General features: G+C 61.4%; 24 protein-coding genes. 5 read left to right on the top strand and 19 right to left on the bottom strand.

All coding sequences use genetic code 11. The features are described from left to right. Window positions 1–91: 91 nt before the first annotated feature. The 3 genes from gltX to ACOVQ0_RS06450 all read right to left on the bottom strand — a co-directional run bounded on the left by gltX (window position 92) and on the right by ACOVQ0_RS06450 (window position 3637). The gene (gltX, locus tag ACOVQ0_RS06440) at window positions 92–1420 is read right to left on the bottom strand and encodes a glutamate--tRNA ligase (RefSeq protein ID WP_421881713.1); all 1329 of its coding nucleotides are present in this window, start codon (window positions 1418–1420) and stop codon (window positions 92–94) included. A gap of 26 nt (window positions 1421–1446) precedes the next feature. Further along, on the bottom strand, window positions 1447–1893 hold the full coding sequence (locus ACOVQ0_RS06445; protein WP_421881716.1) for a hypothetical protein: 447 nt from the start codon (window positions 1891–1893) through the stop codon (window positions 1447–1449). 76 nt (window positions 1894–1969) lie between these two features. Further along, a complete protein-coding gene (locus tag ACOVQ0_RS06450; protein ID WP_421881719.1) occupies window positions 1970–3637 on the bottom strand; it encodes an NAD+ synthase in 1668 nt (555 codons plus the stop codon). A 102-nt stretch (window positions 3638–3739) separates the two neighbouring features. On the opposite strand from ACOVQ0_RS06450, the gene ACOVQ0_RS06455 reads away from it, so the two are divergent. Beyond that, window positions 3740–4675, top strand: coding sequence for a ribose-phosphate pyrophosphokinase (locus ACOVQ0_RS06455; protein ID WP_168852476.1), 936 nt, complete (start codon window positions 3740–3742; stop codon window positions 4673–4675). Here the strand turns inward: ACOVQ0_RS06455 and ACOVQ0_RS06460 are convergent. Together ACOVQ0_RS06460 and ACOVQ0_RS06465 are read right to left on the bottom strand one after the other, a co-directional pair. Beyond that, the gene (locus ACOVQ0_RS06460; protein ID WP_421881722.1) at window positions 4672–5016 is read right to left on the bottom strand and encodes a hypothetical protein; all 345 of its coding nucleotides are present in this window, start codon (window positions 5014–5016) and stop codon (window positions 4672–4674) included. The two genes, ACOVQ0_RS06455 and ACOVQ0_RS06460, sit on opposite strands and share 4 nt — an antisense overlap. A 53-nt stretch (window positions 5017–5069) precedes the next feature. Next, window positions 5070–6029, bottom strand: coding sequence for a helix-turn-helix domain-containing protein (locus ACOVQ0_RS06465; protein ID WP_421881725.1), 960 nt, complete (start codon window positions 6027–6029; stop codon window positions 5070–5072). A gap of 173 nt (window positions 6030–6202) precedes the next feature. Here ACOVQ0_RS06465 and ACOVQ0_RS06470 point away from each other — a divergent pair, with 173 nt between their 5' ends. Further along, the gene (locus ACOVQ0_RS06470) at window positions 6203–6982 is read left to right on the top strand and encodes an inositol monophosphatase family protein (RefSeq protein WP_421881728.1); all 780 of its coding nucleotides are present in this window, start codon (window positions 6203–6205) and stop codon (window positions 6980–6982) included. Between the two features lie 11 nt (window positions 6983–6993). Here the strand turns inward: ACOVQ0_RS06470 and ACOVQ0_RS06475 are convergent, their stop codons facing one another. From ACOVQ0_RS06475 to ACOVQ0_RS06525, 11 genes are all read right to left on the bottom strand, one after another. Further along, window positions 6994–7875 (bottom strand): LysR substrate-binding domain-containing protein, encoded by an 882-nt coding sequence (locus ACOVQ0_RS06475; RefSeq protein ID WP_421881730.1) that lies wholly within the window; start codon window positions 7873–7875, stop codon window positions 6994–6996. Window positions 7876–7884: 9 nt separating this feature from the next. Next, the gene (locus ACOVQ0_RS06480) at window positions 7885–8826 is read right to left on the bottom strand and encodes a CBS domain-containing protein (RefSeq protein WP_421881733.1); all 942 of its coding nucleotides are present in this window, start codon (window positions 8824–8826) and stop codon (window positions 7885–7887) included. A 20-nt stretch (window positions 8827–8846) separates the two neighbouring features. Then, the gene (ybeY, locus tag ACOVQ0_RS06485) at window positions 8847–9350 is read right to left on the bottom strand and encodes an rRNA maturation RNase YbeY (protein WP_421881736.1); all 504 of its coding nucleotides are present in this window, start codon (window positions 9348–9350) and stop codon (window positions 8847–8849) included. Further along, window positions 9347–10384, bottom strand: coding sequence for a PhoH family protein (locus ACOVQ0_RS06490; protein WP_421881739.1), 1038 nt, complete (start codon window positions 10382–10384; stop codon window positions 9347–9349). The genes ybeY and ACOVQ0_RS06490 overlap by 4 nt, the downstream gene beginning before the upstream one ends. 86 nt (window positions 10385–10470) lie before the next feature. Continuing rightward, window positions 10471–11805, bottom strand: a complete 1335-nt coding sequence (gene miaB, locus ACOVQ0_RS06495) for a tRNA (N6-isopentenyl adenosine(37)-C2)-methylthiotransferase MiaB (RefSeq protein ID WP_421881743.1) — start codon at window positions 11803–11805, stop codon at window positions 10471–10473. Window positions 11806–11839: 34 nt separating this feature from the next. Then, complete coding sequence (locus tag ACOVQ0_RS06500; protein ID WP_421881746.1) at window positions 11840–12613, bottom strand: lysophospholipid acyltransferase family protein; 774 nt, start codon at window positions 12611–12613, stop codon at window positions 11840–11842. Continuing rightward, window positions 12597–13019, bottom strand: a complete 423-nt coding sequence (locus tag ACOVQ0_RS06505; protein ID WP_144905629.1) for a Fur family transcriptional regulator — start codon at window positions 13017–13019, stop codon at window positions 12597–12599. The genes ACOVQ0_RS06500 and ACOVQ0_RS06505 overlap by 17 nt, the downstream gene beginning before the upstream one ends. A gap of 97 nt (window positions 13020–13116) precedes the next feature. Then, window positions 13117–13554: a MucR family transcriptional regulator gene (locus tag ACOVQ0_RS06510; RefSeq protein ID WP_421881749.1), complete on the bottom strand. Its 438-nt coding sequence runs from the start codon at window positions 13552–13554 to the stop codon at window positions 13117–13119. 153 nt (window positions 13555–13707) lie between these two features. Then, a complete protein-coding gene (locus tag ACOVQ0_RS06515; RefSeq protein WP_421881752.1) occupies window positions 13708–14193 on the bottom strand; it encodes a GNAT family N-acetyltransferase in 486 nt (161 codons plus the stop codon). 19 nt (window positions 14194–14212) lie between these two features. Next, entirely contained in the window at window positions 14213–14833 is a 621-nt protein-coding gene (tsaB, locus tag ACOVQ0_RS06520) for a tRNA (adenosine(37)-N6)-threonylcarbamoyltransferase complex dimerization subunit type 1 TsaB (protein WP_421881754.1), read from the bottom strand. Beyond that, entirely contained in the window at window positions 14834–15412 is a 579-nt protein-coding gene (locus ACOVQ0_RS06525; RefSeq protein ID WP_421881757.1) for a NifU family protein, read from the bottom strand. Window positions 15413–15690: 278 nt separating this feature from the next. Here ACOVQ0_RS06525 and ACOVQ0_RS06530 point away from each other — a divergent pair, with 278 nt between their 5' ends. Further along, on the top strand, window positions 15691–16167 hold the full coding sequence (locus ACOVQ0_RS06530) for an FKBP-type peptidyl-prolyl cis-trans isomerase (RefSeq protein ID WP_421881760.1): 477 nt from the start codon (window positions 15691–15693) through the stop codon (window positions 16165–16167). 48 nt (window positions 16168–16215) lie between these two features. After that, window positions 16216–19113, top strand: coding sequence for a M16 family metallopeptidase (locus ACOVQ0_RS06535; RefSeq protein ID WP_421881763.1), 2898 nt, complete (start codon window positions 16216–16218; stop codon window positions 19111–19113). Between the two features lie 6 nt (window positions 19114–19119). On the opposite strand, the gene ACOVQ0_RS06540 is transcribed toward ACOVQ0_RS06535, so the two are convergent. The 3 genes from ACOVQ0_RS06540 to ACOVQ0_RS06550 are packed head-to-tail and all read right to left on the bottom strand — an operon-like array spanning window position 19120 to window position 21940. Then, the gene (locus tag ACOVQ0_RS06540) at window positions 19120–19779 is read right to left on the bottom strand and encodes a TadE/TadG family type IV pilus assembly protein (RefSeq protein ID WP_421881766.1); all 660 of its coding nucleotides are present in this window, start codon (window positions 19777–19779) and stop codon (window positions 19120–19122) included. Then, window positions 19776–20360, bottom strand: a complete 585-nt coding sequence (locus tag ACOVQ0_RS06545; RefSeq protein WP_421881769.1) for a TadE/TadG family type IV pilus assembly protein — start codon at window positions 20358–20360, stop codon at window positions 19776–19778. Before ACOVQ0_RS06545 ends, ACOVQ0_RS06540 begins: the two co-directional genes overlap by 4 nt. Then, the gene (locus tag ACOVQ0_RS06550) at window positions 20357–21940 is read right to left on the bottom strand and encodes a pilus assembly protein TadG-related protein (RefSeq protein ID WP_421881771.1); all 1584 of its coding nucleotides are present in this window, start codon (window positions 21938–21940) and stop codon (window positions 20357–20359) included. The genes ACOVQ0_RS06545 and ACOVQ0_RS06550 overlap by 4 nt, the downstream gene beginning before the upstream one ends. Window positions 21941–22129: 189 nt before the next feature. On the opposite strand from ACOVQ0_RS06550, the gene ACOVQ0_RS06555 reads away from it, so the two are divergent. Beyond that, complete coding sequence (locus tag ACOVQ0_RS06555) at window positions 22130–23503, top strand: class II 3-deoxy-7-phosphoheptulonate synthase (protein ID WP_421881774.1); 1374 nt, start codon at window positions 22130–22132, stop codon at window positions 23501–23503. Window positions 23504–23543: the final 40 nt, after the last annotated feature.

The raw sequence follows: 23543 nt of genomic DNA on the forward strand, positions 1-23543 counted from the left end.
CGAATGACGGAGGGGCCTCTACCCCTCCACCACCCGCTTTGCGGGCGGTCCCCCTCCCCGCCTGTGCTTCGCAAAGGCAGGGAGGAATTGGTTAGATCGAGAGCCGCCGCACGGCCTCGTCCTGTGCGATAAGGGGGAGCAGCGCAGCCATCTCAGGGCCGTGGTCATGGCCGGTGAGGGCCTGCCGCAACGGAAGAAATAGCGCTTTGCCCTTGCGTCCTGTGCTGTCTTTCAGCGCCGATGTCAGGGCGCGCCACGGGTCTGCCTGCCAATCGAGCGTGGCGGCTACTGCTGCGGCTTCGGCCAGAAAGCTGCGGGTTTCATCGTCGAAAGCTGGTGCGGTGACCGGGCCGGTGACGACCTGCCACCATTCGTGCGCTTCATCGATATGGGCGAGGTTGGGGCGGATCGCTTCCCATGCCACTTCGCCCATGCCTTCAGGAAGGAGATGGGCCACGCGGGCATAAGGCAGGCGGTGGACGATCTGCGCGTTGACGCGGTGCAGGTCCGCCTCGTCGAAGCGGGCAGGCGCGCGGCCGAAGCGGGAAAGATCGAAGCTGGCGGCCAAGGCTTCTGCGTCCAGCGCTGCGTCGACAGGATCGGACGTGCCGAGACGGGCTAGCAGGGCGACGATGGCTTCAGGCTCTATGCCCTGTTCACGAAAGTCCGCCATGCCCAGTGCGCCGAGGCGCTTCGAGAGCTTGCCTTCGCTTCCGGTCAGCAGGGCTTCATGCGCAAAGCGTGGCGGCGTTGCGCCCAGCGCGGTAAACATCTGGATCTGCGTGGCTGTGTTCGAAACGTGATCTTCACCGCGCAGCACATCGGTAATGCCCATCGCGATATCGTCTATCGCGGAGGGCAACATATAGAGCCACGAACCATCCGCACGTCGGATCACCGGGTCGGACATCTGGCGCGGGTCGAAGTTTTGCGGCCCGCGAATGCCATCGTCCCATGTGATGGGCTGATCGCGGTCCAGCAGAAAGCGCCAGTGCGGCTTTTCGCCTGCCGCAGCTTTGGCGGCATGGTCGGCCTCGGTCAGCTTCAGCGCGGCGCGGTCATAGATGGGGGGAAGACCGCGACCGAGCAGGATCTTGCGCTTGAGGTCCAGTTCCTGCGCGGTTTCATAGGCGCGGTAGATACGGCCAGCAGCGACGAGGCGCTGGAATTCACCTTCGTAAAGATCGGCGCGGAGCGATTGGCGCTCCTCACCATCGGGCACGAGGCCAAGCCATTGCAGATCGGCGCGGATGGCTTCGACGTATTCCTCGCGGCTGCGTTCGGCATCGGTATCGTCGATCCGCAGCAGGAACTTCCCGCCGGTCTTCTTTGCCAGAAGCCAGTTGTGCAGCGCGGTGCGGACGTTGCCGACATGAAGCTTGCCGGTGGGCGAGGGGGCGAAGCGGGTTACCGTGGTCATGGCTCGCGCCCTAGCGCGCCCGGCGTTCAAGGGGAAGGGATGAGGGCAACCGCGTGGATCGTTGCGTTGTAAAGCGCATCGTGCCGGTCGGCGCGGACGAAGCCGGTGATGGCATCGGCAAAGGCTTTGCGGTTTGCAGAGAGCGCAGCGCGGGCAAGGGCGGCAAGCGTTACTTCGTCTGGCGTCATGGCCAAGCAGCAGGGGCGGTTGACCATGAAGGGTTCGGGCCAGACCTGCTTGACCGTCTGAACGAGGCCGTGGATCGCGCAGGCAGCCTCAACGCTGCGATAGCGCTGGGCGAGGTCGGGCACGGGATCACGCCCTGCCGCGTCAAACAGCGCACACAGGCGCATGGCCATCGTGACGTGCAGGCTCTTCAGCGAGAGGCCACGCACGTCCTGCGGGCGAGACAGGCTTTCGATCAGTGCGGCAAAGCGGGTGGACGATTCACCGAGCGGCTGGGGAGCGGGCATGGGCATCCTTTCTTGCGAACGAATCGCAAGTTAGGTTGCTCGCCTTCTCTCGTCAATGCGAATCATTCGCAAAAACTCAGCCTGTGCGGAAGCTGTGCGTGATGGGGTAGCGGCGGTCGCGGCCATAATTGCGCGCGCCCAGCTTTACGCCCGGCGGAGCCTGTCGGCGCTTGTATTCGGCAAGGTGCAGAAGGCGTTCGATGCGGATCACGGTTTCTCGCGCGTGCCCTTCGGCCACGATCTGATCCACGCTCTTTTCGTTCTCCACAAGGCCAAGCAGGATTGCATCCAACACGTCGTAAGGGGGGAGCGAATCCGAATCCTTCTGGTCAGGGCGCAGTTCGGCGCTGGGCGGCTTGGTGATGATCCGCTGCGGCATGACAGGGCCATCGGGGCCGAGGCCGATCTTGGGACGCTTTGCATTGCGCCATTCCGATATGGCGAAGACGGTGGTCTTGTAGGCGTCTTTCAGCGGGTTGTAGCCGCCGTTCATGTCGCCATAGATTGTGGCATAGCCGACGCTCATTTCGCTCTTGTTGCCAGTGGTGACGAGCATCGGTCCGAACTTGTTCGACAGCGCCATGAGCGTGACGCCGCGAAGGCGCGACTGGATGTTTTCTTCGGTCAGGTCGGGCTGCTTGTCCGTGAATACGGGCGCAAGCATGGTGTCGAACGCATCGACTGCAGGCATGATCGGCACGGTATCAAGCTTGACCCCAAGCATCTGCGCGCAGCCCGCCGCATCATCCAGGCTTTCCTGACTGGTGTAGCGGCTGGGCAGCATCACGCACCACACGCGGTCCGGGCCGAGTGCATCGGCGGCTATGGCCGCGCAGATCGCGGAGTCGATACCGCCGGAAAGACCGAGAACCACGCCGGGGAAGCGGTTGCGGTTCACATAATCGCGCAGCGCCATGACCATTGCGCAATAGATGTCTTCCGGGTGCTCGGCGAGTTCATGCACTTCGCCCGGTTCACACCGCCAGCGCGAACCGGAGCCGCTTGCGGTTTGCGTCCACACCGTGGTGACGATCGATTCTTCCCAATCGGGCATCTGCACCCACAGCGCGCCTTCGGGGCCGACGACAAAGCTGGCACCATCGAACACCAGTTCGTCCTGCCCGCCCACGCGGTTCAGATAGGCCAGCGGAATGCCGGTATCGATTGCGCGGCGCTTGGCCACGCCATCGATGCGCAGCACGTCCTTGTCGATTTCGTAGGGGCTGCCATTGACGCAGATGAAGATTTCCGCGCCGAGTTCAGCAAGATGGCGACACACGTCCGGGTGCCAGATGTCCTCGCAGATCGGCAGGCCCAGCATCGCGCCCTTGAACAGCACCGGTTCAGGCAGCGGGCCTGGCATGAAATAGCGTTTTTCATCGAACGTGCCGTAGTTTGGCAATTCGTATTTGAAGCGCGTGGCGGCAATGCGCCCACCTTCGAGCAGGGCCACGCCATTATGCAGCGCTCCATCCCGAACAAAGACCGAGCCTACCAACATGGCGGGGCCGCCATCCGCTGTGACGCGGGCCAGCTTTTCCAGTTCCACCGCTGCGCGTGCGACCAGTGCAGGCTTCATGATCAGGTCTTCGGGCGGGTAGCCGATCAACTGCAGTTCGGGAAAGACGATCAGATCGGCATCGGGCACCTTTTCGCGCACGGCGAGCATTGCGGCGGCATTGGCGGCAAGATCGCCGACCGACTGGTTGAGCTGGGCGAGGGTGATGCGAAGTGTATCTGCCATGATCTGATCACTAGGCGGCAACGAGGGGGTGCCGCAAGAGTTGCAAAGCTGTCATCTTGGGTTAAGGGCGCTGGCGGGGATCGAACCGAGGGAATCGCACGCATGAAGATCATGGCTGGCAACTCAAATCTGCCGCTCGCCCGCGCCATTTCGGCTTATCTCGAAATGCCGCTGACCGACGCCAGCGTGCGCCGCTTTGCCGACGAGGAAGTTTTCGTGGAAATCCACGAGAATGTGCGCGGTGAAGACGTGTTCGTGGTTCAGTCGACCAGCTATCCGGCGAACGACAACCTGATGGAACTGCTGATCTGCATCGACGCGCTGCGCCGTGCATCGGCAAAGCGCATCACGGCGGTGGTTCCCTATTTCGGCTATGCCCGTCAGGATCGCAAACCCGGCCCCCGCACGCCGATCTCGGCAAAGCTGGTCTGTAACCTGATTACAGAAGCAGGCGCTGATCGCGTTCTGGCCGTCGATCTTCACGCCGGGCAGATTCAGGGCTTCTTCGATATCCCGACCGACAACCTGTTTGCAGCCCCGGTCATGGCAGCGGACATCCAGACCCGTTACGGCACGCAGGAACTGATGGTCGTTTCGCCTGACGTGGGTGGCGTGGTTCGCGCGCGCGCACTGGCCAAGCGGCTGAACAACGCACCGCTGGCCATTGTCGATAAACGACGTGATCGCCCCGGCCAGTCGGAAGTGATGAACATCATCGGCGACGTGAAAGGCCGCATGTGCATCCTGATCGACGATATCATCGATTCGGGCGGTACGTTGTGCAATGCAGCGCAGGCGCTGATGGACGCCGGCGCGGCAGGCGTTTCGGCCTATATCACCCACGGCGTGCTGTCTGGCGGCGCCGTGGCGCGCGTCGGCAATTCGGCGCTGAAGGAACTGGTCATTTCCGACACGATCATGCCGACCGAAGCCACCGCATCTTGCGACCGCATCCGCGTGTTGACGATTGCTCCGCTGATTGGCGAAGCCGTGCGCCGCATTGCCGACGAAAGCTCGGTTTCGAGCCTGTTCGACTAAGATCGATCGGATCTGAGCCGTTCCAGCCACGCGCGGGCCTGTTTCGGCTCGCCCACAGCGTTGGCGGGCGGCTTTCCACGGGAAGCCATGAATTCATCGTGGAGCGTGAATGGCTCCATGAACAATTGTTCGCGCGCCTCGGCAATTTCATCGGCCATGCCTGAAAGGGCCGCGATCACCGGTGCGGCAGCGGCGCGCATGATCTTGTCGGCATTGTGATCGAACAGGCCCCACTTGCCCGCCGCCGTCACTTCCAGCGCGGCAATCAGTGCTTCCAGATAGTCCGCTTCCATTTCCGAGCGGCGCTTGTCGAGACGTTCGAGACGATCAGCTCTTGCCATGCGTCCGGCCTAGGCGGGGCTGTGCCGATGCGCAACCACGGTTACTTGTGGTATCATTCCCAAGGCTTCACTTCGCCCGGTTCGAGCCGCCGGATCGTTTCCAGCCTGCGGGTTTGGCGCGATTCGAGGCCGATGGTCATCAGCGGTTGCGGGCGTTCCACAAACTGACGCGGACTCATGCCGAACAGTTCGGTGAATTCGCGGATCAGATGGCTCTGGTCGTAATAGCGCAGGGCGATGGCTTCGGCCTCTGCTTGATCGGCCACACCGCGCAAGTGGCTGGCCATATCGAGCGCGCGGGCGCGGCGTAGCACCTGCTTGGGTGCCATGCCGAAATCGCGGCGGATGATGCGTTCAAGCCGCCGCTGATCAATGTCGAACTCCTCGGCCAGTCGCGCGATACTGACTGTGGGATCGGTGAAGGCGGCGGCTTCGAACCGCGCGGAAATGGGGTCAGGTTCGCGCACGGCCCGGTCGGCGATCAGGCTGCGCATTTCGTGTTCCATCGCCCTGACCCAATCTTCGGGTGAATCATCGGGATGGCACAGATCCAGCCAGCGCTGTTCTGGCAGGCCAAGGTCAGTAAAGGTTTCCAGCCTGTCCACCAGATCGCCCAGCTTGGGACCGTTGAGCGCGTGGCAGACACCGGGCCGCAAGAACACGCCGACGCTGGTGAAACTGCCCGTAACGCTGATCGGCATTCGGCGCGAATGGGGACCGAACAGCATGGCGGCGTTGTCCGCCGTCTTGTCTCCATCGGCGGTCGTCGCTTGCCAATGGCCACGCAACTGGATGCGAATGCAGGCAAAATCGCTCAACAGTCCGCAGTCAAGCCGGTGATCTGGGGGGGTATCGACCACGGTGACATAAAACCGGCCGACCCAGCGTTCGAGATCGGCTGCGGGGGCGCGGCTATAAGCTATGGGTTGGCCATCACGCGTGGCATTGGGTGAAGCAATCGCGCGATTCACGCCGGGCGATCGTTCCGCCCCCGGCCGGTTACTTCGTGTCATCCAGTATGCCCCCAGGCAACCCGTTATGGTTGATGGTGCCGTAATGCCCCCGCATCAATGCACCTGTGCGCCGTGTCACGCTGCATCGAATGTTACAACTGTTCAGTATGCGGAAGTTTAAATCTTGCGTGACGGGTTGACCTCCCGATGCGCAGGCGGGCACAGGCAATGATATGAAGCTGGACCAAGATATCGCCCTCGCGCTGCGCCTTGCCGATGCTGCCGCCGCCGCGATCCGACCGTACTTCCGTACCGTAACGGCTGAGCGGAAAGGCGATGCCACCCCGGTTACCTTGGCTGACCGGGCGGCAGAGGAGGCCATGCGCCGGATACTGACTGCCGAAGTTCCGCGCGACACGATAATTGGCGAGGAATTCGGCTCCACCGCAGGCACATCAGGGCGAAGCTGGGTTCTTGACCCTATCGATGGCACGGCAGGCTTTCTGGCTGGGCGGCCGATCTTTGGCACGCTGATCGCGCTCGTCGTCGAAGGTTTCCCCGTGCTTGGCGTGATCGATCAGCCGATCACGGGTGAGCGTTGGGTGGGTGCAATGGGAATGCAGACCACGCTCAACGGAAAGCCTGTGCGCACCCGCATTTGCCGCGAACTTTCCGAAGCGACGCTGGCTACCACAGGGCCGCACTACTTTGACGATCACGACGGCGGACACTTCATGAGCCTTGCCGCGAAGACCGATCACAAGCGCATGGTGATGGGCGGCGATTGTTACAACTACGCCATGCTCGCCACAGGTCAGCTAGACGTGGTGTGCGAGGCGGGGTTGAAGCTGCACGATTGGGCTGCGTTGGTCCCGGTCGTCGAAGGTGCGGGCGGTACGATGGCGGACTGGAACGGCGATCCGCTTCACGCCGGGTCGGACGGCCACGTCATCGCGCTGGGTGATCCGGCGCGGTTGGACGATGTGGTGGAGGCACTGGCCTGCGGGCACTGAGCAGTCTGGCCCTATAGGCCAGCGCGCAGCATCCAGTCATGGAAGAGGCGCACCGGGCGCGATTGCAGCGCGCGGGGCCGGCAGACGAACCAGTAGGAATAGGGGCTGTCCACGTCGATGTCGTAAAGTCGGGCAAGGCGCGAATCGTGGCTGCGATGATAGTGGTCATCGTGCATGATCGCGATGCCAAGGCCCTGCGCCGCTGCTTCAAGGATAAGTTGGCCGGAATCGAAATGGTCGATCGCGGCAGGTTCCAGCTTTTCGAGGTGGAGCGCCTTCTTCCACGCCTCAAAACTCATCGGCAGATCGTTGTGGACGAGGAAGGTCTGCTTCGAAAGCTTTGCGACATCGGGGCGATCACCTAGTTCGCTGGCCAGCGCAGTGGACGTGATCGCGTGGACGCGGTTGTGATCGAGCCGCACCGAATGGAGCGATGCGTCAGGCCCTTCGGACAGGACGATGGCCGCATCGATGGTATCGCCCAGCTTGGTTTCGGCGGCGTGGCCCGAATCGATATCGATGTGCAGTTGCGGGTGCAGTTTGCGCAGCTCCCCCAGGCGCGGGAACAGGCGCTGGCTGCCAAACAGCGGCAGCACACCAAGGCGCAGGCGCATGACCTTGCCGGTATCGATCAGGCGATCCACCCGGTCGGCCATTTCATCGATCAGCGGGGCAACCGCATCGTAAAGCTGCTGGCCTTCCTCCGTGAGTTTAAGCGCCTGATGTTTGCGCTCGAACATCGGTTTGCCGACGAAATCCTCAAGCGCGCCAAGACGACGCGACAGCGCTGAAGGGCTGAGCGCGAGTTCCGCCGCCGCCGTCTTGGCCGAGCCTGCGCGCACGACGCGAATGAACGCCTCTAGCGAACGCAGGGGGGGAAGGCGGCGGATCATCTTTTTACCCTATTCCTCAGCGGCCAGTTCGGCCAACGGTGCGTGAAGCCTGAGCCGGGTGAGGCGGCGTTCATCGCCCCCTGTCACCTCAAGCCGCCAGCCACTGGCATGTTCAAGAACGCGCCCAACAGGCGGTACTTCGCCCGCCAGTACCACGGCAAGCCCGCCGAGCGTATCCACGTCTTCCTCAACTTCTGCAAGCCGGGGATCAACCGTTTCCGCTACGTCATCCAGTTCTGCCCGCGCATCGGCATCCCATGTGTCGGGGGCGATGCGGCACAGCAATTCCTGCGGTGCATCGTCATGCTCGTCCTCGATCTCGCCGATGATTTCCTCGACCAGATCTTCGATGGTGATGATGCCATCTGTGCCGGAATATTCGTCTATGACCACGGCAAGGTGGGTACGTCGGCTGCGCATGTCGGCCAATACGTCAAGCGCGCCCCGTGCCTGCGGCACGAACAGCGGCTGTCGCATAAGGCTGGTCCAGTCCTTTGGCGGCTGCTTGCCAGAAAGGAGCATACCCGCCACGATCACGAACACGTCCTTGACGTGGATCATGCCGATGATCTCATCGAGCGATTCGCCATAGACCGGCATTCGGCTGTGGCCATGCTCGGCAAAGGCGGCGACGAGTTCCTCGAACGTGGCTGATGCGCGCACGGCGATGATTTCGCCCCGTGGAATCGCGACGTCATCAGCATCGTGTTCGCTGAAATGCAGCAGGTTGCGCAGCATCTGGCGTTCAAGCGGGATAAGATCGCCGTTGCTGCCGTCCTGATGGTTCGGCTCGCCCTCGTGCTCGTCTATCGCTTCTTCGATCTGCGCGCGCAGCGATTGATCATGGTCCGGCCCTTTGAAAAAGGCCCTGATCGCGCGCCACAGCGCGCGACTGCTACTGTCTCCGTCTCCAGAACGGCTGTCGCCGGTGGAGTCATTGCCCTCGGGCACTGTTCAATTCCCTCTTAAGCTCAGTCTTCGACCGCATATGGGTCGGCAATGCCCATGAGTGCAAGCGACTTCCGTTCCAGTTCCTCCATTTCCTCGGCTTGCGGCTCACCCAGTTCATGGTCGTAACCAGCAAGATGAAGCAGGCCATGAACGATGAGGTGGGTGGCGTGAACTTCGACCGAGACGCCCTTTTCCGCTGCCTCGCGGGTGCAGACGCCGTGGGCAAGGATCATGTCGCCCAACATTCCGGGCGCGCCCGTATCGCGCGCGGCGTGCAGCACTTCCTCGCGCGAAAGCATGGGGAAGGACAGGACGTTGGTGGCCTTGTCCTTTGCGCGCCACTGCTTGTTCAGCGCGTGGACTTCCTCGTCATCGGCCATCACCAGGCTGATCAGGAGATTTTCATGCGCAAGTTCCGGCGCAATCCGCGCCGTCGCCTCGGCGGCGCGATTGGCGAGGTCTTCCCAATCTGTACTCTCACCCCAGACAGGATCGATATCGATTTCGAGGATCGGCGCGGTCAAGCATCCTTCCCTTCGTATGCCTCGACGATGCGACCAACAATGGGATGGCGCACCACGTCAGCCGTGTTGAAGCGCACCGTGGCGATGCCTTCGACGCCTTCGAGCCGCTGGACCGCATCGTTGAGGCCGCTAGCCCCAACGCCGCCGGGAAGATCGACCTGCTTGGGGTCGCCGCATACGACCATGCGGCTGTTCTGGCCAAACCGGGTCAGGAACATCTTCATCTGCGCAGGCGTGGTGTTCTGCGCTTCGTCGAGAATGACGAAGGCATCCGCCAGCGTGCGCCCGCGCATGAAGGCGATGGGCGCTATCTCGATTTCACCACTGGCAATGCGGCGTTCCACCTGTTCGGGCGGCATACAATCGTAAAGCGCATCGTAGAGCGGGCGCAGATACGGATCGACCTTTTCCTTCATGTCGCCGGGCAGGAAGCCGAGGCGTTCGCCCGCTTCCACGGCCGGGCGCGAAAGAATCAGCCGCTGAACCGAGCCGGAGATAAGCTGCGCCACGGCCTGCGCCACAGCTACATAGGTTTTGCCGGTACCCGCCGGGCCAAGCGCGAATATCACGTCATGGCTGATCAGCGCGCGCATATATTCGATCTGGGTGGCGCTGCGCGGGACGATGGTTTTCTTGCGCGTGCGGATCATGATCGGCGGCGCTCCGCCGGGCGCGCCGGTAATGATGCCTTCCAGCGTCGGCTCCACACTCATGGCGATCAGCGAATCGACTGCGCCCGAATCGAGATCCTGCCCGGACAGCAACCGCTGGTGCATCCCTTTGAGCACTTCGCGCGCGCGGGCGACGGAATCGTCCGGCCCTTCGATCAGCACGCGGTTGCCGCGCGCCGATATGTAAACACCCAGTCGGTTCTCGATATGCACGAGATTGGTGTCGAACTGGCCGAACAGGGTGCCAAGCACGGTCTGTTCGTCAAACTCGACTTCGACACGGGCACGCCTGTGCGAGTCAGGGCGATGCTGCGATTCCGGTCGATGATGCGCTTCGTCAGCGCGGTGGGGTTTACGGGCCATGTGCTCCTTTCAGATTGGGGCCTGATACAGAGCATAGGTACGGATATTGCGCGCACAAGACGCACACGGACTATTCCACAGCCGTATTAGACGAGAAGCCCCGCCAGCGAGTTCGGCCCGGCATCAACCAGTTCGACCGTGACCATCTGTCCAATCTCCGCTTTGCCGATGAAATGCACCGATTGCAGCCACGGCGATTTGCCCAGCCACTGGCCGGGAAGCTTGCCCCTGCGTTCGACAAGCACATCACAAGTCTTGCCCACGCTCGCCTTGTTGAAGGCGAGCTGATCACGGTTGATGGCGGCCTGAAGGCGTTGCAGGCGTTCGTCCATGACGCTGGCAGGCACATGATCGGGCATGGTTGCCGCAGGAGTGCCGGGGCGGGGTGAATACTTGAAGCTGAAGGCCTGTGTATAGCCGACCGCATCGACGAGGCGCAGCGTGTCTTCAAACTCGGCGTCGGTTTCGCCCGGAAAGCCGACGATGAAATCGCCCGAAAGCGCAATATCCGGGCGGGCGGCGCGGATGCGTTCGAGCAGCGCCATGTAGCTGTCTACCGTGTGGCTGCGGTTCATCGCCCGCAATACGCGGTCGTTACCCGCCTGAACCGGCAGATGGAGGAACGGCATCAGCTTTTCCAGTTCGCCATGCGCGGCGATCAACCCATCGGTCATGTCGTTGGGATGGCTGGTTGTATAACGGATGCGCTGAAGATCAGGATCTGCTGCAAGGGCGCGGGCAAGGCCATCAAGGCCCACCGTGTGCCCCTTGTCGTCCTCGCCTTCCCATGCGTTGACGTTCTGTCCCAGCAGCGTGATTTCCCGCGCACCGCCTGCAACCAGCAGCTTTGCCTCTTCGACCAGATCGGCAAACGGACGGCTGATTTCCGCCCCGCGCGTATAGGGCACAACGCAATAGGTGCAGAACTTGTCACACCCTTCCTGCACTGTCAGGAACGCGGTTGGCGCGGACTTGCGCCGCTTGGGCAGGGCGGCGAACTTGGCCTCTGCCGGCATGTCGGTTTCGGTGGAGCGCTTGCCCGATGCGGCATCGGCAACCATCGCGGGCAGGCGATGGTAGGATTGCGGCCCGACCACAACCTTTACGCTGGGCGCGCGGGCCATGATTTCCTCACCCTCGGCCTGTGCCACGCAGCCTGCAACGGCGATCATGGGGGCCGAACCGTCCTCGCGCCGCCAGTCCTTGTTGATCCGGCCGATGTCGGAATAGACCTTTTCGGTCGCCTTTTCGCGGATGTGGCAGGTGTTCAGCACCACCAGATCGGCATCGTCACCCTCTGCCGCCGCCGACATACCCTCTGCGGCGAGCAGTTCGGCCATGCGTTCGCCGTCATAGACGTTCATCTGGCAGCCGAAGCTCTTGACGCGGAAGGTTTTGGGGGAGGGCGCAGCAGAAGACATGACGGGCGCCGATAGTGGATTTGTCTGGCTTTGTCTAACGCGCCCCGCTCATCGCGGTGATGATACGTTCGCGGGCGGCAGTGGCCATTACCTTGCGGTTGATGGACTCATCCGCGGTCAACGGCGGCAGGAAGTGCACCGTTACCGGCACCGACCTGCGGCGAGCGAGAATCTTGAGGAAGTTGTCCAGCCCGTGCTCTTCGCCGACCCAGGCCATCCGGGCCACATCCGGTCCATAATCCAGCCAGACCGGCTGAATCGCAATTCCCGGCGGCGGTGGGTCAAGTGCGGACAGCAGCGAGGACTTGAACGGCAGAAGACTCAGCCCGTCGCTGGTAGTGCCTTCGGGAAATACTGTTAGCGCACCCGTATCTGTCAGGGCCGCGCGGACCTGCTCGACCTGCGTGTGTACAGACCGGCGATCATGCCGGGCGACGAACACGGTGTCGTTCATCTCGCAAAGCCATTTGAGCAGGCCCACATCGGCAAGACCGGAATGGGCCACGAACGCGCTGCCACTGGCACCGGAGATGACAGGTATGTCCAGCCAGCTGACATGGTTGGCAAGGAGGAACGCGCCTTTGCGCGCAGGCGCGCCTTCGATTCGCACCCTCGCATCCGCCACCCGTGCAATGCCGCCCAGAAAGATGCGCGGCCAAGGGTTATGCAGATGGAGGATACGCCAAAGATAATATAGTGGCACACAGGCCACCAGCAGCATCAACATCGCCAAAATACGCAGCGCGATGCGCGCTCGTCCGACAAGTGAAATTGCCGGACGATCAAAAGTGTCAGCCGTCGCGTTCAAGCTTGACGCCGTAAAGCTCCATGCGGTGATCGACGAGCCGATAACCGAGCTTTTCGGCAATCTGGCGCTGGAGCTGTTCGAGTTCAGGATCGACGAATTCGATGACCTTGCCGGTCTCAACGTCGATCAGGTGATCGTGGTGCGCCTCTGGCGTGGCTTCGTAGCGCGCACGCCCATCGCCAAAGTCGTGGCGATCAAGGATGCCCGCTTCTTCGAACAGGCGCACGGTACGATAGACCGTGGCGATGGAAATGCGCGGATCGATCGACGAAGCGCGTTCGTGCAGCTTCTCCACATCGGGGTGATCGTCGCTTTCCGAAAGGACACGCGCAATGGTCCGACGCTGGTCGGTGATGCGCAGGCCGCGTTCGGCGCAGAGAGCTTCAATGTCGATCGCCTGGTGCACTGGGAACTCATCAAAAAAGGATCGGCCCGCCAGTCTATAGACAGGCGGGCCAAATCTTCAACCGCGCGCAATCGTATTGCACAGCGGATCTCTCAAATCAGGAAGCTGCCTTGCGACCGCGCTTGGGCGCGGGCTTGCGGCCAAGGCCGATCTTCTTGGCAAGTTCCCGGCGCTTTTCAGCATAGGCAGGGGCGACCATCGGATAGTCGGCGGGAAGATTCCAGCGCGTGCGATACTGTTCCGGGGTCATGTTGTAGCGCGTAGCAAGGTGGCGCTTGAGCATCTTCAGCTTCTTGCCATCTTCCAGGCAGACGATGTGATCGTTCTTTACGGAAGCGCGAATCGAAACGGCGGGTTCAGGTGCGGGTTCTTCGACAGGTGCGGGCTGATCGAGACCGGCCAGCGCCGAATAGACATTGGTGATCAGCGTGGGCAGATCACCCACGGCAACGCTGTTGTTGCTGACATGTGCTGCCACGATGTCAGAGGTGAGCGTGATCAGCGTCTCCCGCATATCGTTCTGAATTTCACTCATTGCGAACCGGCCTTCTTTCGGATTGGTTATCGGGCTTCGACTGCAATCAACTTTGATTGGTGACCCAGATCACGTCTTATAGTCCTATCAACGAAAGTTACAACCATAACTTGCGCATTTCTGAAATCATTCGCCAAAAACCTGCGAACGATCTCAAGTATCGGAATATTCCTGAAAGATCAGCTCCTGACTGATCGCATCGATACGGTCCCCCGTCGGTGTCCTGTAATAGGACGGGCGTCTGCCAATCTCTTGAAAACCGTGCGCGGCATAAAGAAACGCCGCAGGATTTCCGTAGCGCATTTCAAGAAAGACTCGCGCCGTACCAGTTGCCTTGGCCGATGAGAGAAAACGTGAAAGCAGCCTATGGCCTAACCCTCGCCGCCGATACTCGGGCGCAATGGCGAAGAGTAGAAGTTCTTCCTCGTCCAAAATGGCGCGACTCATGAAAAAGCCAGCTGTATCGACTTTCTCCGCGAGATGTTCTGCTCCGTCCGGGGCGATCAATCCATAGCGACAATTACCTATAGTCAGCGCATCGCCAACTTGCCGTCGATTCCATGCCTCGCCGAATTCGGCTGAAAACGCCCGCTCCATTACCGACATGATGCGATCGATATCGTCGAGGGGGGCAATCATGGCTGCGCAATTTTCCTGCTCAGGCGGCGGCGGAGGGGAGCCGTGCGTCGGGTGCCCGACCATAAAGAGGGCGGGGATCCGCATGGAGGTGCGCTGCTGCAAGCAGCAAAAATGCGCGTGCGTCGGGGCGGAGGTCAAGCGCTGTGACGCCGGGGTATTCACCCGCAAAAGCTGCCGCCTGACTGCCCGCGATAATGCTGGCTGTACTTCGTGCCAACGCTTGGGCGGGCGACAACGATTCGACCGTGCCTGTGGCTGCACCTTCGGCATCGAACTGCTGGAAGAACCATTCGCCGTGACCGCCGGTCATGCACACGTCAATCATGGCACCGGGGTGCTCAGCCCGCGCCATCGCGGCGACGAGCGACAGGCTTTCATAGCCTGCGACCGTAGCGTTCCATGCGAGAGCCAATGCGCGCGCGGCGGCGATGCCGACGCGGATGCCAGTGAAGCTGCCGGGACCAACATTGACGGCTATAACGTCAGCACGCCCTTTACCGGGCAGTGAAGCGACCATCGGCACCAGCTTTTCAGCATGGCCGCGACCAAGTGTCAGGCATTCGCCTGCGATCAATTCGCCATCGTCGAACAGCGCGACCGAACAGGCCTCTGTCGCACTGTCGATCACCAGCCTGCGCATTCAGGCGGCGCGCACTTCGCTGACTTCGGGGACGTAGTGCTTGAGCAGGCTTTCGATGCCGTTCTTCAGTGTTGCGGTTGAAGAGGGGCAGCCCGAACAGGCGCCCTGCATCTGCAGATAGACCACGCCTTCGCGGAAGCCCCTGTAGATGATGTCGCCGCCATCGTTGGCGACGGCGGGGCGCACGCGGGTTTCAATCAGATCCTTGATCTGGTCGATCACATCGGCATCAGCCGGATCATCGGCAAAATCTTCGTCCGCAGCGGCCGGAACGGCAATTCCGCCAGCATTGCCAGGTGCAAACAGCGGGGCCTGCGCAACGAAATGGTCAAGCAGAAGCGAAAGCACCTGCGGTTTGAGCGACGCCCATTCCACACCGGGTGCTGCAGTGACTGAAATGAAATCGCGCCCGAAGAATACGCCGGTCACATCGCCCAGATCGAAAAGGGCCTGTGCCAGTGGCGAAGCCTCTGCCGCTTCGGGCGAAGTGAATTCGCGCGTGCCGGCTGCCATGATCTGTTCGCCGGGCAGGAATTTGAGCGTGGCCGGGTTGGGCGTCGTTTCGGTCTCGATAAACATGATTCGCATGTAAGGCGGCGACGCAGGCGGTCAAGTAGATCAAGCGCATACCGTTCGCGCTGCGGGGCGTTGCAGCGGATTTTTCCGCAATACCGGGCGAAGGACGCATGGCGCGGTGCGGAACGGCCCGCTATGGCAGAGCTATGAACCCTCCCTGCCGCGCCCTGCGCTTTATCGCCCCTGCTGCACTGCTTGTTGCCGCTAGCTCTGTATTGGCCGCTCCAGCCAGGCCTGTCGCCCAGCCTGCGGGACCTTCGTCGAAAATCATCCCCCTGCCGATGAATCCGATCGTTCCGACTTCCGAGCGCGTTTGCGGTGCCGCTGGAGCGAGCGGCCTTGGTGCGATGCAGCTTAAACCGGCAGAAGGGGCAAAGCCTGCCAAGGCGGACTACGTTCTTGTCAACTACATCGGCTATCTTGCCGCCAGCGGCGCTGTGTTTGATCAGAACCAGCAATCGGCGTTCCCGGTAGAAGGCGTGATCCCCGGCTTTTCCGAAGGTTTGCAGATGATGGCCAAGGGCAGCATCTGGCGCTTCTGCGTGCCGTCTGCGCTGGGTTACGGAGCGCAGGAATCCGGGCCGATCCCCGCCAATTCCGATCTCGTGTTTCAGGTCGAACTGGTGGACTTCAAGACGTCAGCCGAAATTGAAGCAATGCGCGCGGCGCAAACGGATGCCAGTTCTGCCGCAAGCGAGGCTGCGGCAGAAGCGGCGGCTGAGGCTGCAAACGCGGCGGCTGAGGCAGCGCCGCAATAACAGGTCTATTCACTGGTCCTTCATCGACATGCTTCCTATAGTCGGGCGATGCGATCGAAAAACACGCGCGCCCGGCGCATAGGCCTCGTTCTTTCCCTCCTGCTGGTTTCCACGGCTCCTGTCGTTGCCCAAGCGCCCGCGAAGGCGCCCGCTGCCGCCGCCGCAAAGGCCTCGGTACCGTGGCTTTACCAAGGTTCCGATGTGCCGCAGGACAAGGCGTGGACCTTTGGCGTCCTGCCCAATGGCCTGCGCTATGCCGTGCGCCACAATGGCGTGCCGCCCGAACAGGTTTCGATCCGCGTGCTGGTGGATGCAGGGTCGATGTACGAAACCGATGATCAGCGCGGCTATGCCCATCTGCTCGAACACCTGACCTTCCGCGAATCGAAGTATCTGAAGGAAGGGGAGACGATCCCCACCTGGCAGCGTCTTGGTGCGACGTTCGGCAGCGACACCAATGCCGAAACCAGCCCGACGCAGACGGTTTACAAGCTGGATATCCCGCAGGCCGATCCGGCCAAGCTGGACGAGACGTTCAAGCTGCTGTCAGGCATGATCACCGCGCCGATCTTTACCGATCACGGCGTGAAGACCGAAGTGCCGATCGTGCTGGCCGAAATGCGGGAACGCACCAGCGCGCAATCGCGCGTGCTGGATGAAACGCGCAACCTGTTCTTCAAGGGGCAGTTGCTGGCCGCACGCAATCCCATCGGCACGGTGCCCACGCTCGAAGCGGCGGACGGCGCAAAGGTCAAGGCGTTCCACGACAAGTGGTACCGCCCCGACAATACCGTGATCGTGGTGGCAGGCGATGCCGATCCGGCGACGCTGGTTGCGCGGATCGAACAGTGGTTTGGCGGCTGGAAGGTGGCGGGCAAGAAATCGCCGCAGCCCGATTTCGGAAAGCCTGTGGCCCCTGCCGGGATCGATCCCAAAAATCCGGTGGGCGAAGCCAAGGTTATGGTCGAGCCTGACCTTCCGCGCATCGTCAACTGGGCGGTTCTGCGGCCGTGGAAAAAGGTCAACGATACCATCGCCTATAATCAGGGGCTGATGATTGACCGGCTGGCACTGGCGCTGATCAACCGCCGTCTGGAAGGCCGGGCGCGGGCAGGGGGAAGCTACCTTGCCGCATCGGTGGACGAGATGAAGCAGGAACTTTCGCGCTCTGCCGATGCCACTATCGTTACGGTCACACCGCTGGGTGAAGACTGGAAGGGTGCCGTCACGGATGTGCGCGCGGTGATTGCCGACGCGCTGGCCACGCCGCCTTCGCAGGAAGAGATCGACCGCGAGGTTGCCGAATTCGAAGTGGCGTTCAAGGTGGCTGTGGAAACGCAGTCGACCCTTGCCGGATCACGGGCTGCGGACGACATCGTCAACGCGGTGGACATTCGCGAGACGGTGGCGAACCCCGATACCGTCTATCAGATTTTCAAAAGCTCTACCCCGCTGTTCAAGCCTGATGCCGTTCTGAAAAGCACGCGCGCGCTGTTTCAGGGCACGGTAGTCCGCCCGATGATGATCACGCCCAAGGCTGGTGAGGCTGACGAGGCGGCACTGCGCACCGCGCTCACCACGGCGGTCGAAGCTGCATCGGGCAGCCGCGTGGCTGCCAATTCGCTCAAGTTCGAAGATCTGCCGCCTGTCGGCACCCCCGGAACGGTGGCCAATGCGCGGCCCATCGGTCTGCTGGGCATCGAACAGATCGAATTGTCCAACGGCGTGAAAGTGCTGCTCTGGCCCAATGATGCCGAACCCGGACGCATCATTCTGAAGGCGCGCTTTGGTGGGGGCTATTCTGCGATCAGCCCGCAGAACGCGGTCTATGGTCCCATTGGGCAGATGGCGCTGATGGACAGCGGCATTGGTGCCCTGGGACGTGACGATCTTGATCGGTTGGCCACGGGCCGCAAGCTGAGCCTTGATTTCAATATCGACGATACCGCTTTTGTGCTGTCTGCCGACACTCGGCCTGCCGATGTTGCCGACCAGCTCTATCTGATGGCGGCAAAGCTGGCCACGCCGCGCTGGGATGCGAACCCGGTGCTGCGAGCAAAGGCGGCGGCGAAGCTGCAGTATGAAAGCTTCAATTCCGCGCCGATGGCCGTGCTCAACCGCGATCTCAACTGGCTGATGCGCGATGGCGATCCGCGCTATGCCACGCCCAACCCGGCAGAGCTTGAGAAGGTGACGCCCGAAGGCTTCCGCGCGGCGTGGGAGCCGCTGCTGGCGCAGGGACCAATTGAGATCGACATGTTCGGCGATTTCACCCGCGAACAGGCGGTTGCCGCGCTGGAAAAGACCTTTGGCGCGCTGCCTGCGCGCCCTGCTGTGGAACAGCCCGCACTGGCCCCCAACATCCCTGCGCACAATGAAGAGCCGCTGGTCCTGACCCATCGTGGCGATCCGTCTCAGGCTGCTGCCGTGGTCGCCTGGCCGACCGGCGGCGGACAGCAGGGCGTGCGCGAAAGCCGCCAGCTTGAAATTCTGGCGCAGATTTTCAACAATCGCTTGTTCGATGCGATGCGCGAGAAGGTGGGGGCAAGCTATGCGCCGCAGGTCGGCTCTAGCTGGCCGCTGGATCTGCCGTCGGGCGGTTACATCTCGGCAATGGTCCAGTTGCGGTCCGGCGATTTCGACACGTTCTTTGCAGCGGCTGACAAGATCGCTACCGACCTGACCACCACGCCGCCCACGGCGGACGAGATTGGCCGCGTTACCGAACCGCTCAAACAACTGATCACCCGCGCCAGCACCGGCAACGGCTTCTACATGTTCCAGCTTGAAGGTGCTGCCAACGACCCCCGCAAGATCGCCGCGATCCGCACGATTCTTAACGATTACAGCCAGACCACGCCCGAACGGATGCAGGCGCTGGCACAGAAGTATCTGGTAAAGGACAAGAGCTGGCGACTTGAGGTTGCACCTGAAAAGAATCCCTGAGCTCCATCAGCAGCCGTTCTTGGATGAATTACCCGTCAGCCCATTGTCAATGCTGCGGTCGTCGCGCGCGATGACCGCAGCTTCTTCGTGCAGCACAATGCCGTCAACAAACAGCGTGCCAAAGAGACCTTTGTATTCGTACCAGACTTCTGCCACCATTACCGCGCCGCCGGATGGTGCCTTAATGGTTTTGCCTCCAAGGCTCAGACCATCGAGCACGGACGAAAGCAGGCCTCCGGTGATGTCAGCCTTGCCGTGGGCGGATTGCTGCTTGCCCTTGCCTTTGCATTGTTGCCAGTGAACGTATTGTTTTCCTGTCACGGGATGACCTTCAAGGCTCGACAGGATGACCCGGCCATTATCCTCAAGGTTGATTGTGCCGCCTTCCTCCAACGCGCCGGTCAGTACGGATTCCACGTCGGAGCTGCTGATCGTCGGCGTCACCCCGCTGTTGTCAGTCTGCCCGATACGCGATGCGTTGTCAGCCATCGAAACGGCGACCTGGCTTACCTCAAGCGATGCGGCATTCAACCAGGCGATTTCCGCGCCATACATGCCCAAGGTCATGAACAAGGGTAATACCAACGCGAACTCGAGCACAGAAACGCCGTCGATATTGCAAGAAAGTGCGCGCACAGGGCGCAGGTGAAGCATTCGCTGCATCATGTGCAACTTCCCGCACTCGATCCATATTCGGTCTGGTTGCCAAAAGGCTGATTCTTTACCACTGCCGTTGCCGACAGTGTCCGGTTTGACCAGCGCTCGGGCAGAAACGGCACCTTGAACATCGGCTCGAAACTGGCAGTCACGCGATAAACAACGACATCATTGGCATCGCCAGCGCTATCCTGCTTGCCGACGTCCTCTTCCCATTGACCGCTGCGGTTCTCGTCGGTGTAAATCTCGTTGTTGTCGCAGGTGGAATTGCCATTGGCGTCGTTCCATTTTTCGGGCCGGCCAATATCCGAGAAGTCGAAATAGCTGGTACGGCTGCTGGCAATCGTCACACCGGGCAGAACGGGGCGTATCGCCGCAAGAACGGTGGCATCGGCCTGCGTGACGTTGCGCGTTTCCGTGCCGGATGCCCGCGCCGCGCGATGCACTGCGCCGGTCAGCACCGACTTGCCGTAAACCATTTGGCCAATGTCCAGAAGGCCGACAAGAAAAACCATGAACAGCGGCAAAACGATCGCGAACTCCACGATCGTTGCACCCTGCGCGTCGCGGATCAGGCCGCGCATCATCATTGCACAACCCGCAATTCGCCAACCTGTTTGGCGATGGATTGAAATGAATCCTCCAGTTCGCTGGCATTTTCGGCCGTGAAGGAGCTAGCCGTCGATGCGCAGGTTTCGAGTTCGGTGGTCATGCTGGCTGCAAAAGCAATGACCCAGATTCTGATTCCTTTGGCCTTCACTGCCTCGCACAATGCGAGGAACCGCGAATTGTGGCGGCTACCGTCATTCGTCAGGCCATCGTCGGTCACGCGGCGGTCGTGATATTCGATGCCCCACGCTGATTGCGACGAGTACGACGGCGACATTTCACCATCGGTCATGAAAATCATGTGCCGTGCGACTTCGCCGCCGTTGCTGGGCATTTCACGTACGTTGTCAGACCATATACCGTCCGGTGAAAGCAGTCGCGCGCCCCATACCATGCCAATGTCATGATAAGTCGCTCCGATCGGGGTGAGCTCGTCTACGTGGGAAAAGAAGGTCGCCCGATCCTTTGTGGCAAGCAATCGTGCTACACTAGGGCAGGCCGAAAATGCCTGCTGTCCTGTGGCGGAAGGGTTGGCACTGGTCATGTAAACCGTGCCTTTGATTGTTACGGTGCGAATATAGGCGACTTCCGGCCACATAGGAGCCCATTTGGTCGCGTTTGTGGTATCGGGTGCACTGTCGATATCCAGATCGTGGGCGCCCGTGGGCGAAAAGCCGTTTTGTGCCGACCAGGTGAACGCATCTTCCGAAACGGTCGATCGCTCTTCGATGCAACCGCCCCATGTGGATGATACAGCTGCGCCGTTCTCACCCGTATTGGTGTTGGTGGCGGCAAACGTCTTGTATCGGCTTACGTCGAAGACAAGTGGCCGATATTCCCAATTCTTAAACGTACCATTTGCCCATCGGATCGCGCGACGTGACTGGATCGTCCAACTGTCCACCAGATAGCTTGGGTTACGGTTATAGATCAGCCGCCCCACGTTTACCGTCGAACTATAGGGTACAAAACCATAGCGGATGCGGGCGGAGGTTCCCGAGGCTGCCGCGGCGACGGTATCATAGAAATTCTTTACCGATGCTCGCAACGCGTCCAAGCGCGTCTGAGTGCTACCGGCCAACGTAAATGCCATTGATCCGGTGGTATCCAGAACCAGCATGATGTCGCTGTTGCCGACTTCCATCGATGCGGTGCAGGTGGAGCGCAGTTCGAAGCCGGAAAAACCGAACAATTGCATCATAAGCGGTGGCAGGGCAGTGGTGGCAACTGCATCAATGGTGCTACCCTGGTCCGCCGACGTCGTGGTGAATATCGTACCGCTCGAACCCTGCCGTTCCTCATCGAAGTTGGCGTAGAAATAGTTTTCGGCCTGCTCTCGCGCGGTGGCGTCAAATCCGTTCGAAGTCACCGCCCGGCGTCCCGCCAGCACGCCGGCATCGCAGGCCGATTGCAGCCGTGTCTGCACGCGCCAGCCCCGGCTGATGTCCACTGCTCCGCCGATCAGCGCTGCCACCGCAAAGATCGCCAGTGCCGAAAGTGGCAGGATGTTGCCCGCACGGCACTTCGCCAGTGTGGCAATCAGGCGGGTGAGGAGGGGCATGGTCGGTCGATCGGCAGCCTGTTGGTGGGCCTGCACGGTTAACCGCCGATCCACCAAGACATGCCCACCTGCGGGCTAGGGAAAACTTCGTAGGCCCTGTTCGATCCGCTCGATCACCTTGAACGCAACGCTGCCTTTGCAATTCGCCTTTTCGAAGCGTAAAGGCCACCGCCTTGAAAGGAAGAGCTTGTGGCACAGAACTGGACTGCGGATTCGTGGCGTGGATATGAGGGACGGCATCTGCCGACCTATCCGAACGCTGAAAAGCTGAACGAGGTCGAGCAGACCCTGACGAGCTTTCCGCCGCTGGTCTTTGCTGGCGAGGCGCGCGCACTGAAAGCCGATCTGGCCCAGGTGGCTGCGGGCAAGGGTTTCCTGCTGCAGGGCGGCGACTGCGCCGAAAGCTTTGCCGAATTCCATCCGAACAACATCCGCGACACGTTCCGCGTGCTGCTGCAGATGGCCGTTGTGCTGACCTTTGCCAGCAAGCAGCCGGTGGTGAAGGTTGGCCGCATGGCCGGCCAGTTCGCCAAGCCGCGTTCGTCGCCAGTCGAAAAGATCGGCGATGTGGAACTGCCGAGCTACCTTGGCGACAACATCAACGGCATCGATTTCACCCCGGAATCGCGCATTCCCGATCCCGAACGGATGCTGCGCGCCTATAGCCAGGCTGCGGCCACGCTCAATCTGCTGCGTGCGTTCTCGACGGGTGGCTATGCCAATCTGCGCCAGGTCCACCAGTGGACGCTGGACCATATCGGCAAAAGCCCGTGGGCGACGAAGTTTGCCGAAATGGCCGACAAGATCGGGGAATCGCTGGACTTCATGGAAGCCTGCGGCGTCGATCCCAGCTCGGTTCCGCAGCTTCAGGGCACCAGCTTCTATACCAGCCACGAAGCGCTGCTTCTGCAATACGAAGAGGCGATGACCCGGCAGGATTCGCTGACGGGCGACTGGTACGATACCAGCGCGCACATGCTGTGGATCGGCGATCGCACGCGCTTTGAAGGTTCGGCGCATGTCGAATACCTTCGCGGCGTGCAGAACCCCATCGGCATGAAGTGTGGCCCCTCACTGACCACTGATGCGCTGCTCAAGATGCTCGACACGCTGAACCCGGCGCGCGAGCCGGGCCGCATGACGCTGATCAGCCGCTTCGGGCATGACAAGGTGGAAGCGGGCCTTGCGCCGCTGGTCCGCGCAGTGAAGCGTGAAGGGCACCCGGTCGTGTGGTCGTGCGATCCGATGCACGGCAACGTGATCAAGGCCGACAATGGCTACAAGACGCGCCCGTTCGACCGCATCCTGACCGAAGTGAAGGGCTTCTTCGCCGTTCACCGCGCCGAAGGCACACACGCTGGCGGCATCCATATCGAGATGACCGGGCGCGACGTGACCGAATGCACCGGCGGCGCCGTGGCGATCACGCAGGAAGGCCTTGCCGACCGGTATCACACGCACTGCGATCCCCGTCTCAATGCGGCGCAGTCGATCGAGCTGGCGTTCCTCATGGCCGAGGCGCTCAATGCCGAGCGGGCAGGCGCGAAGGCCGAAGCGGCCTGAACTGTTCCCAAATGAGGGGAGGCATCCCCTCTTTCGTTTC

The sequence above is a fragment of the Novosphingobium sp. genome (assembly GCF_049240505.1).
In the GTDB taxonomy this organism is placed as follows: Bacteria; Pseudomonadota; Alphaproteobacteria; order Sphingomonadales; family Sphingomonadaceae; genus Novosphingobium.

What these genes read in the sequence shown, in the direction of transcription:
- ACOVQ0_RS06460 (WP_421881722.1), bottom strand. Translation starts at nt 5,016, where the DNA reads ATGGCAAGAGCTGATCGTCTCGAACGTCTCGACAAGCGCCGCTCGGAA.
- ACOVQ0_RS06465 (WP_421881725.1), bottom strand. Translation starts at nt 6,029, where the DNA reads ATGACACGAAGTAACCGGCCGGGGGCGGAACGATCGCCCGGCGTGAAT.
- ACOVQ0_RS06455 (WP_168852476.1), top strand. Translation starts at nt 3,740, where the DNA reads ATGAAGATCATGGCTGGCAACTCAAATCTGCCGCTCGCCCGCGCCATT.
- ACOVQ0_RS06490 (WP_421881739.1), bottom strand. Translation starts at nt 10,384, where the DNA reads ATGGCCCGTAAACCCCACCGCGCTGACGAAGCGCATCATCGACCGGAA.
- ACOVQ0_RS06530 (WP_421881760.1), top strand. Translation starts at nt 15,691, where the DNA reads ATGAATCCGATCGTTCCGACTTCCGAGCGCGTTTGCGGTGCCGCTGGA.
- ACOVQ0_RS06470 (WP_421881728.1), top strand. Translation starts at nt 6,203, where the DNA reads ATGAAGCTGGACCAAGATATCGCCCTCGCGCTGCGCCTTGCCGATGCT.
- ACOVQ0_RS06510 (WP_421881749.1), bottom strand. Translation starts at nt 13,554, where the DNA reads ATGAGTGAAATTCAGAACGATATGCGGGAGACGCTGATCACGCTCACC.
- miaB (WP_421881743.1), bottom strand. Translation starts at nt 11,805, where the DNA reads ATGTCTTCTGCTGCGCCCTCCCCCAAAACCTTCCGCGTCAAGAGCTTC.
- ACOVQ0_RS06445 (WP_421881716.1), bottom strand. Translation starts at nt 1,893, where the DNA reads ATGCCCGCTCCCCAGCCGCTCGGTGAATCGTCCACCCGCTTTGCCGCA.
- gltX (WP_421881713.1), bottom strand. Translation starts at nt 1,420, where the DNA reads ATGACCACGGTAACCCGCTTCGCCCCCTCGCCCACCGGCAAGCTTCAT.
- ACOVQ0_RS06535 (WP_421881763.1), top strand. Translation starts at nt 16,216, where the DNA reads ATGCGATCGAAAAACACGCGCGCCCGGCGCATAGGCCTCGTTCTTTCC.
- ACOVQ0_RS06515 (WP_421881752.1), bottom strand. Translation starts at nt 14,193, where the DNA reads ATGATTGCCCCCCTCGACGATATCGATCGCATCATGTCGGTAATGGAG.
- ACOVQ0_RS06540 (WP_421881766.1), bottom strand. Translation starts at nt 19,779, where the DNA reads ATGATGCAGCGAATGCTTCACCTGCGCCCTGTGCGCGCACTTTCTTGC.
- ACOVQ0_RS06525 (WP_421881757.1), bottom strand. Translation starts at nt 15,412, where the DNA reads ATGTTTATCGAGACCGAAACGACGCCCAACCCGGCCACGCTCAAATTC.
- ACOVQ0_RS06550 (WP_421881771.1), bottom strand. Translation starts at nt 21,940, where the DNA reads ATGCCCCTCCTCACCCGCCTGATTGCCACACTGGCGAAGTGCCGTGCG.
- ACOVQ0_RS06475 (WP_421881730.1), bottom strand. Translation starts at nt 7,875, where the DNA reads ATGATCCGCCGCCTTCCCCCCCTGCGTTCGCTAGAGGCGTTCATTCGC.
- ACOVQ0_RS06545 (WP_421881769.1), bottom strand. Translation starts at nt 20,360, where the DNA reads ATGATGATGCGCGGCCTGATCCGCGACGCGCAGGGTGCAACGATCGTG.
- ACOVQ0_RS06450 (WP_421881719.1), bottom strand. Translation starts at nt 3,637, where the DNA reads ATGGCAGATACACTTCGCATCACCCTCGCCCAGCTCAACCAGTCGGTC.
- tsaB (WP_421881754.1), bottom strand. Translation starts at nt 14,833, where the DNA reads ATGCGCAGGCTGGTGATCGACAGTGCGACAGAGGCCTGTTCGGTCGCG.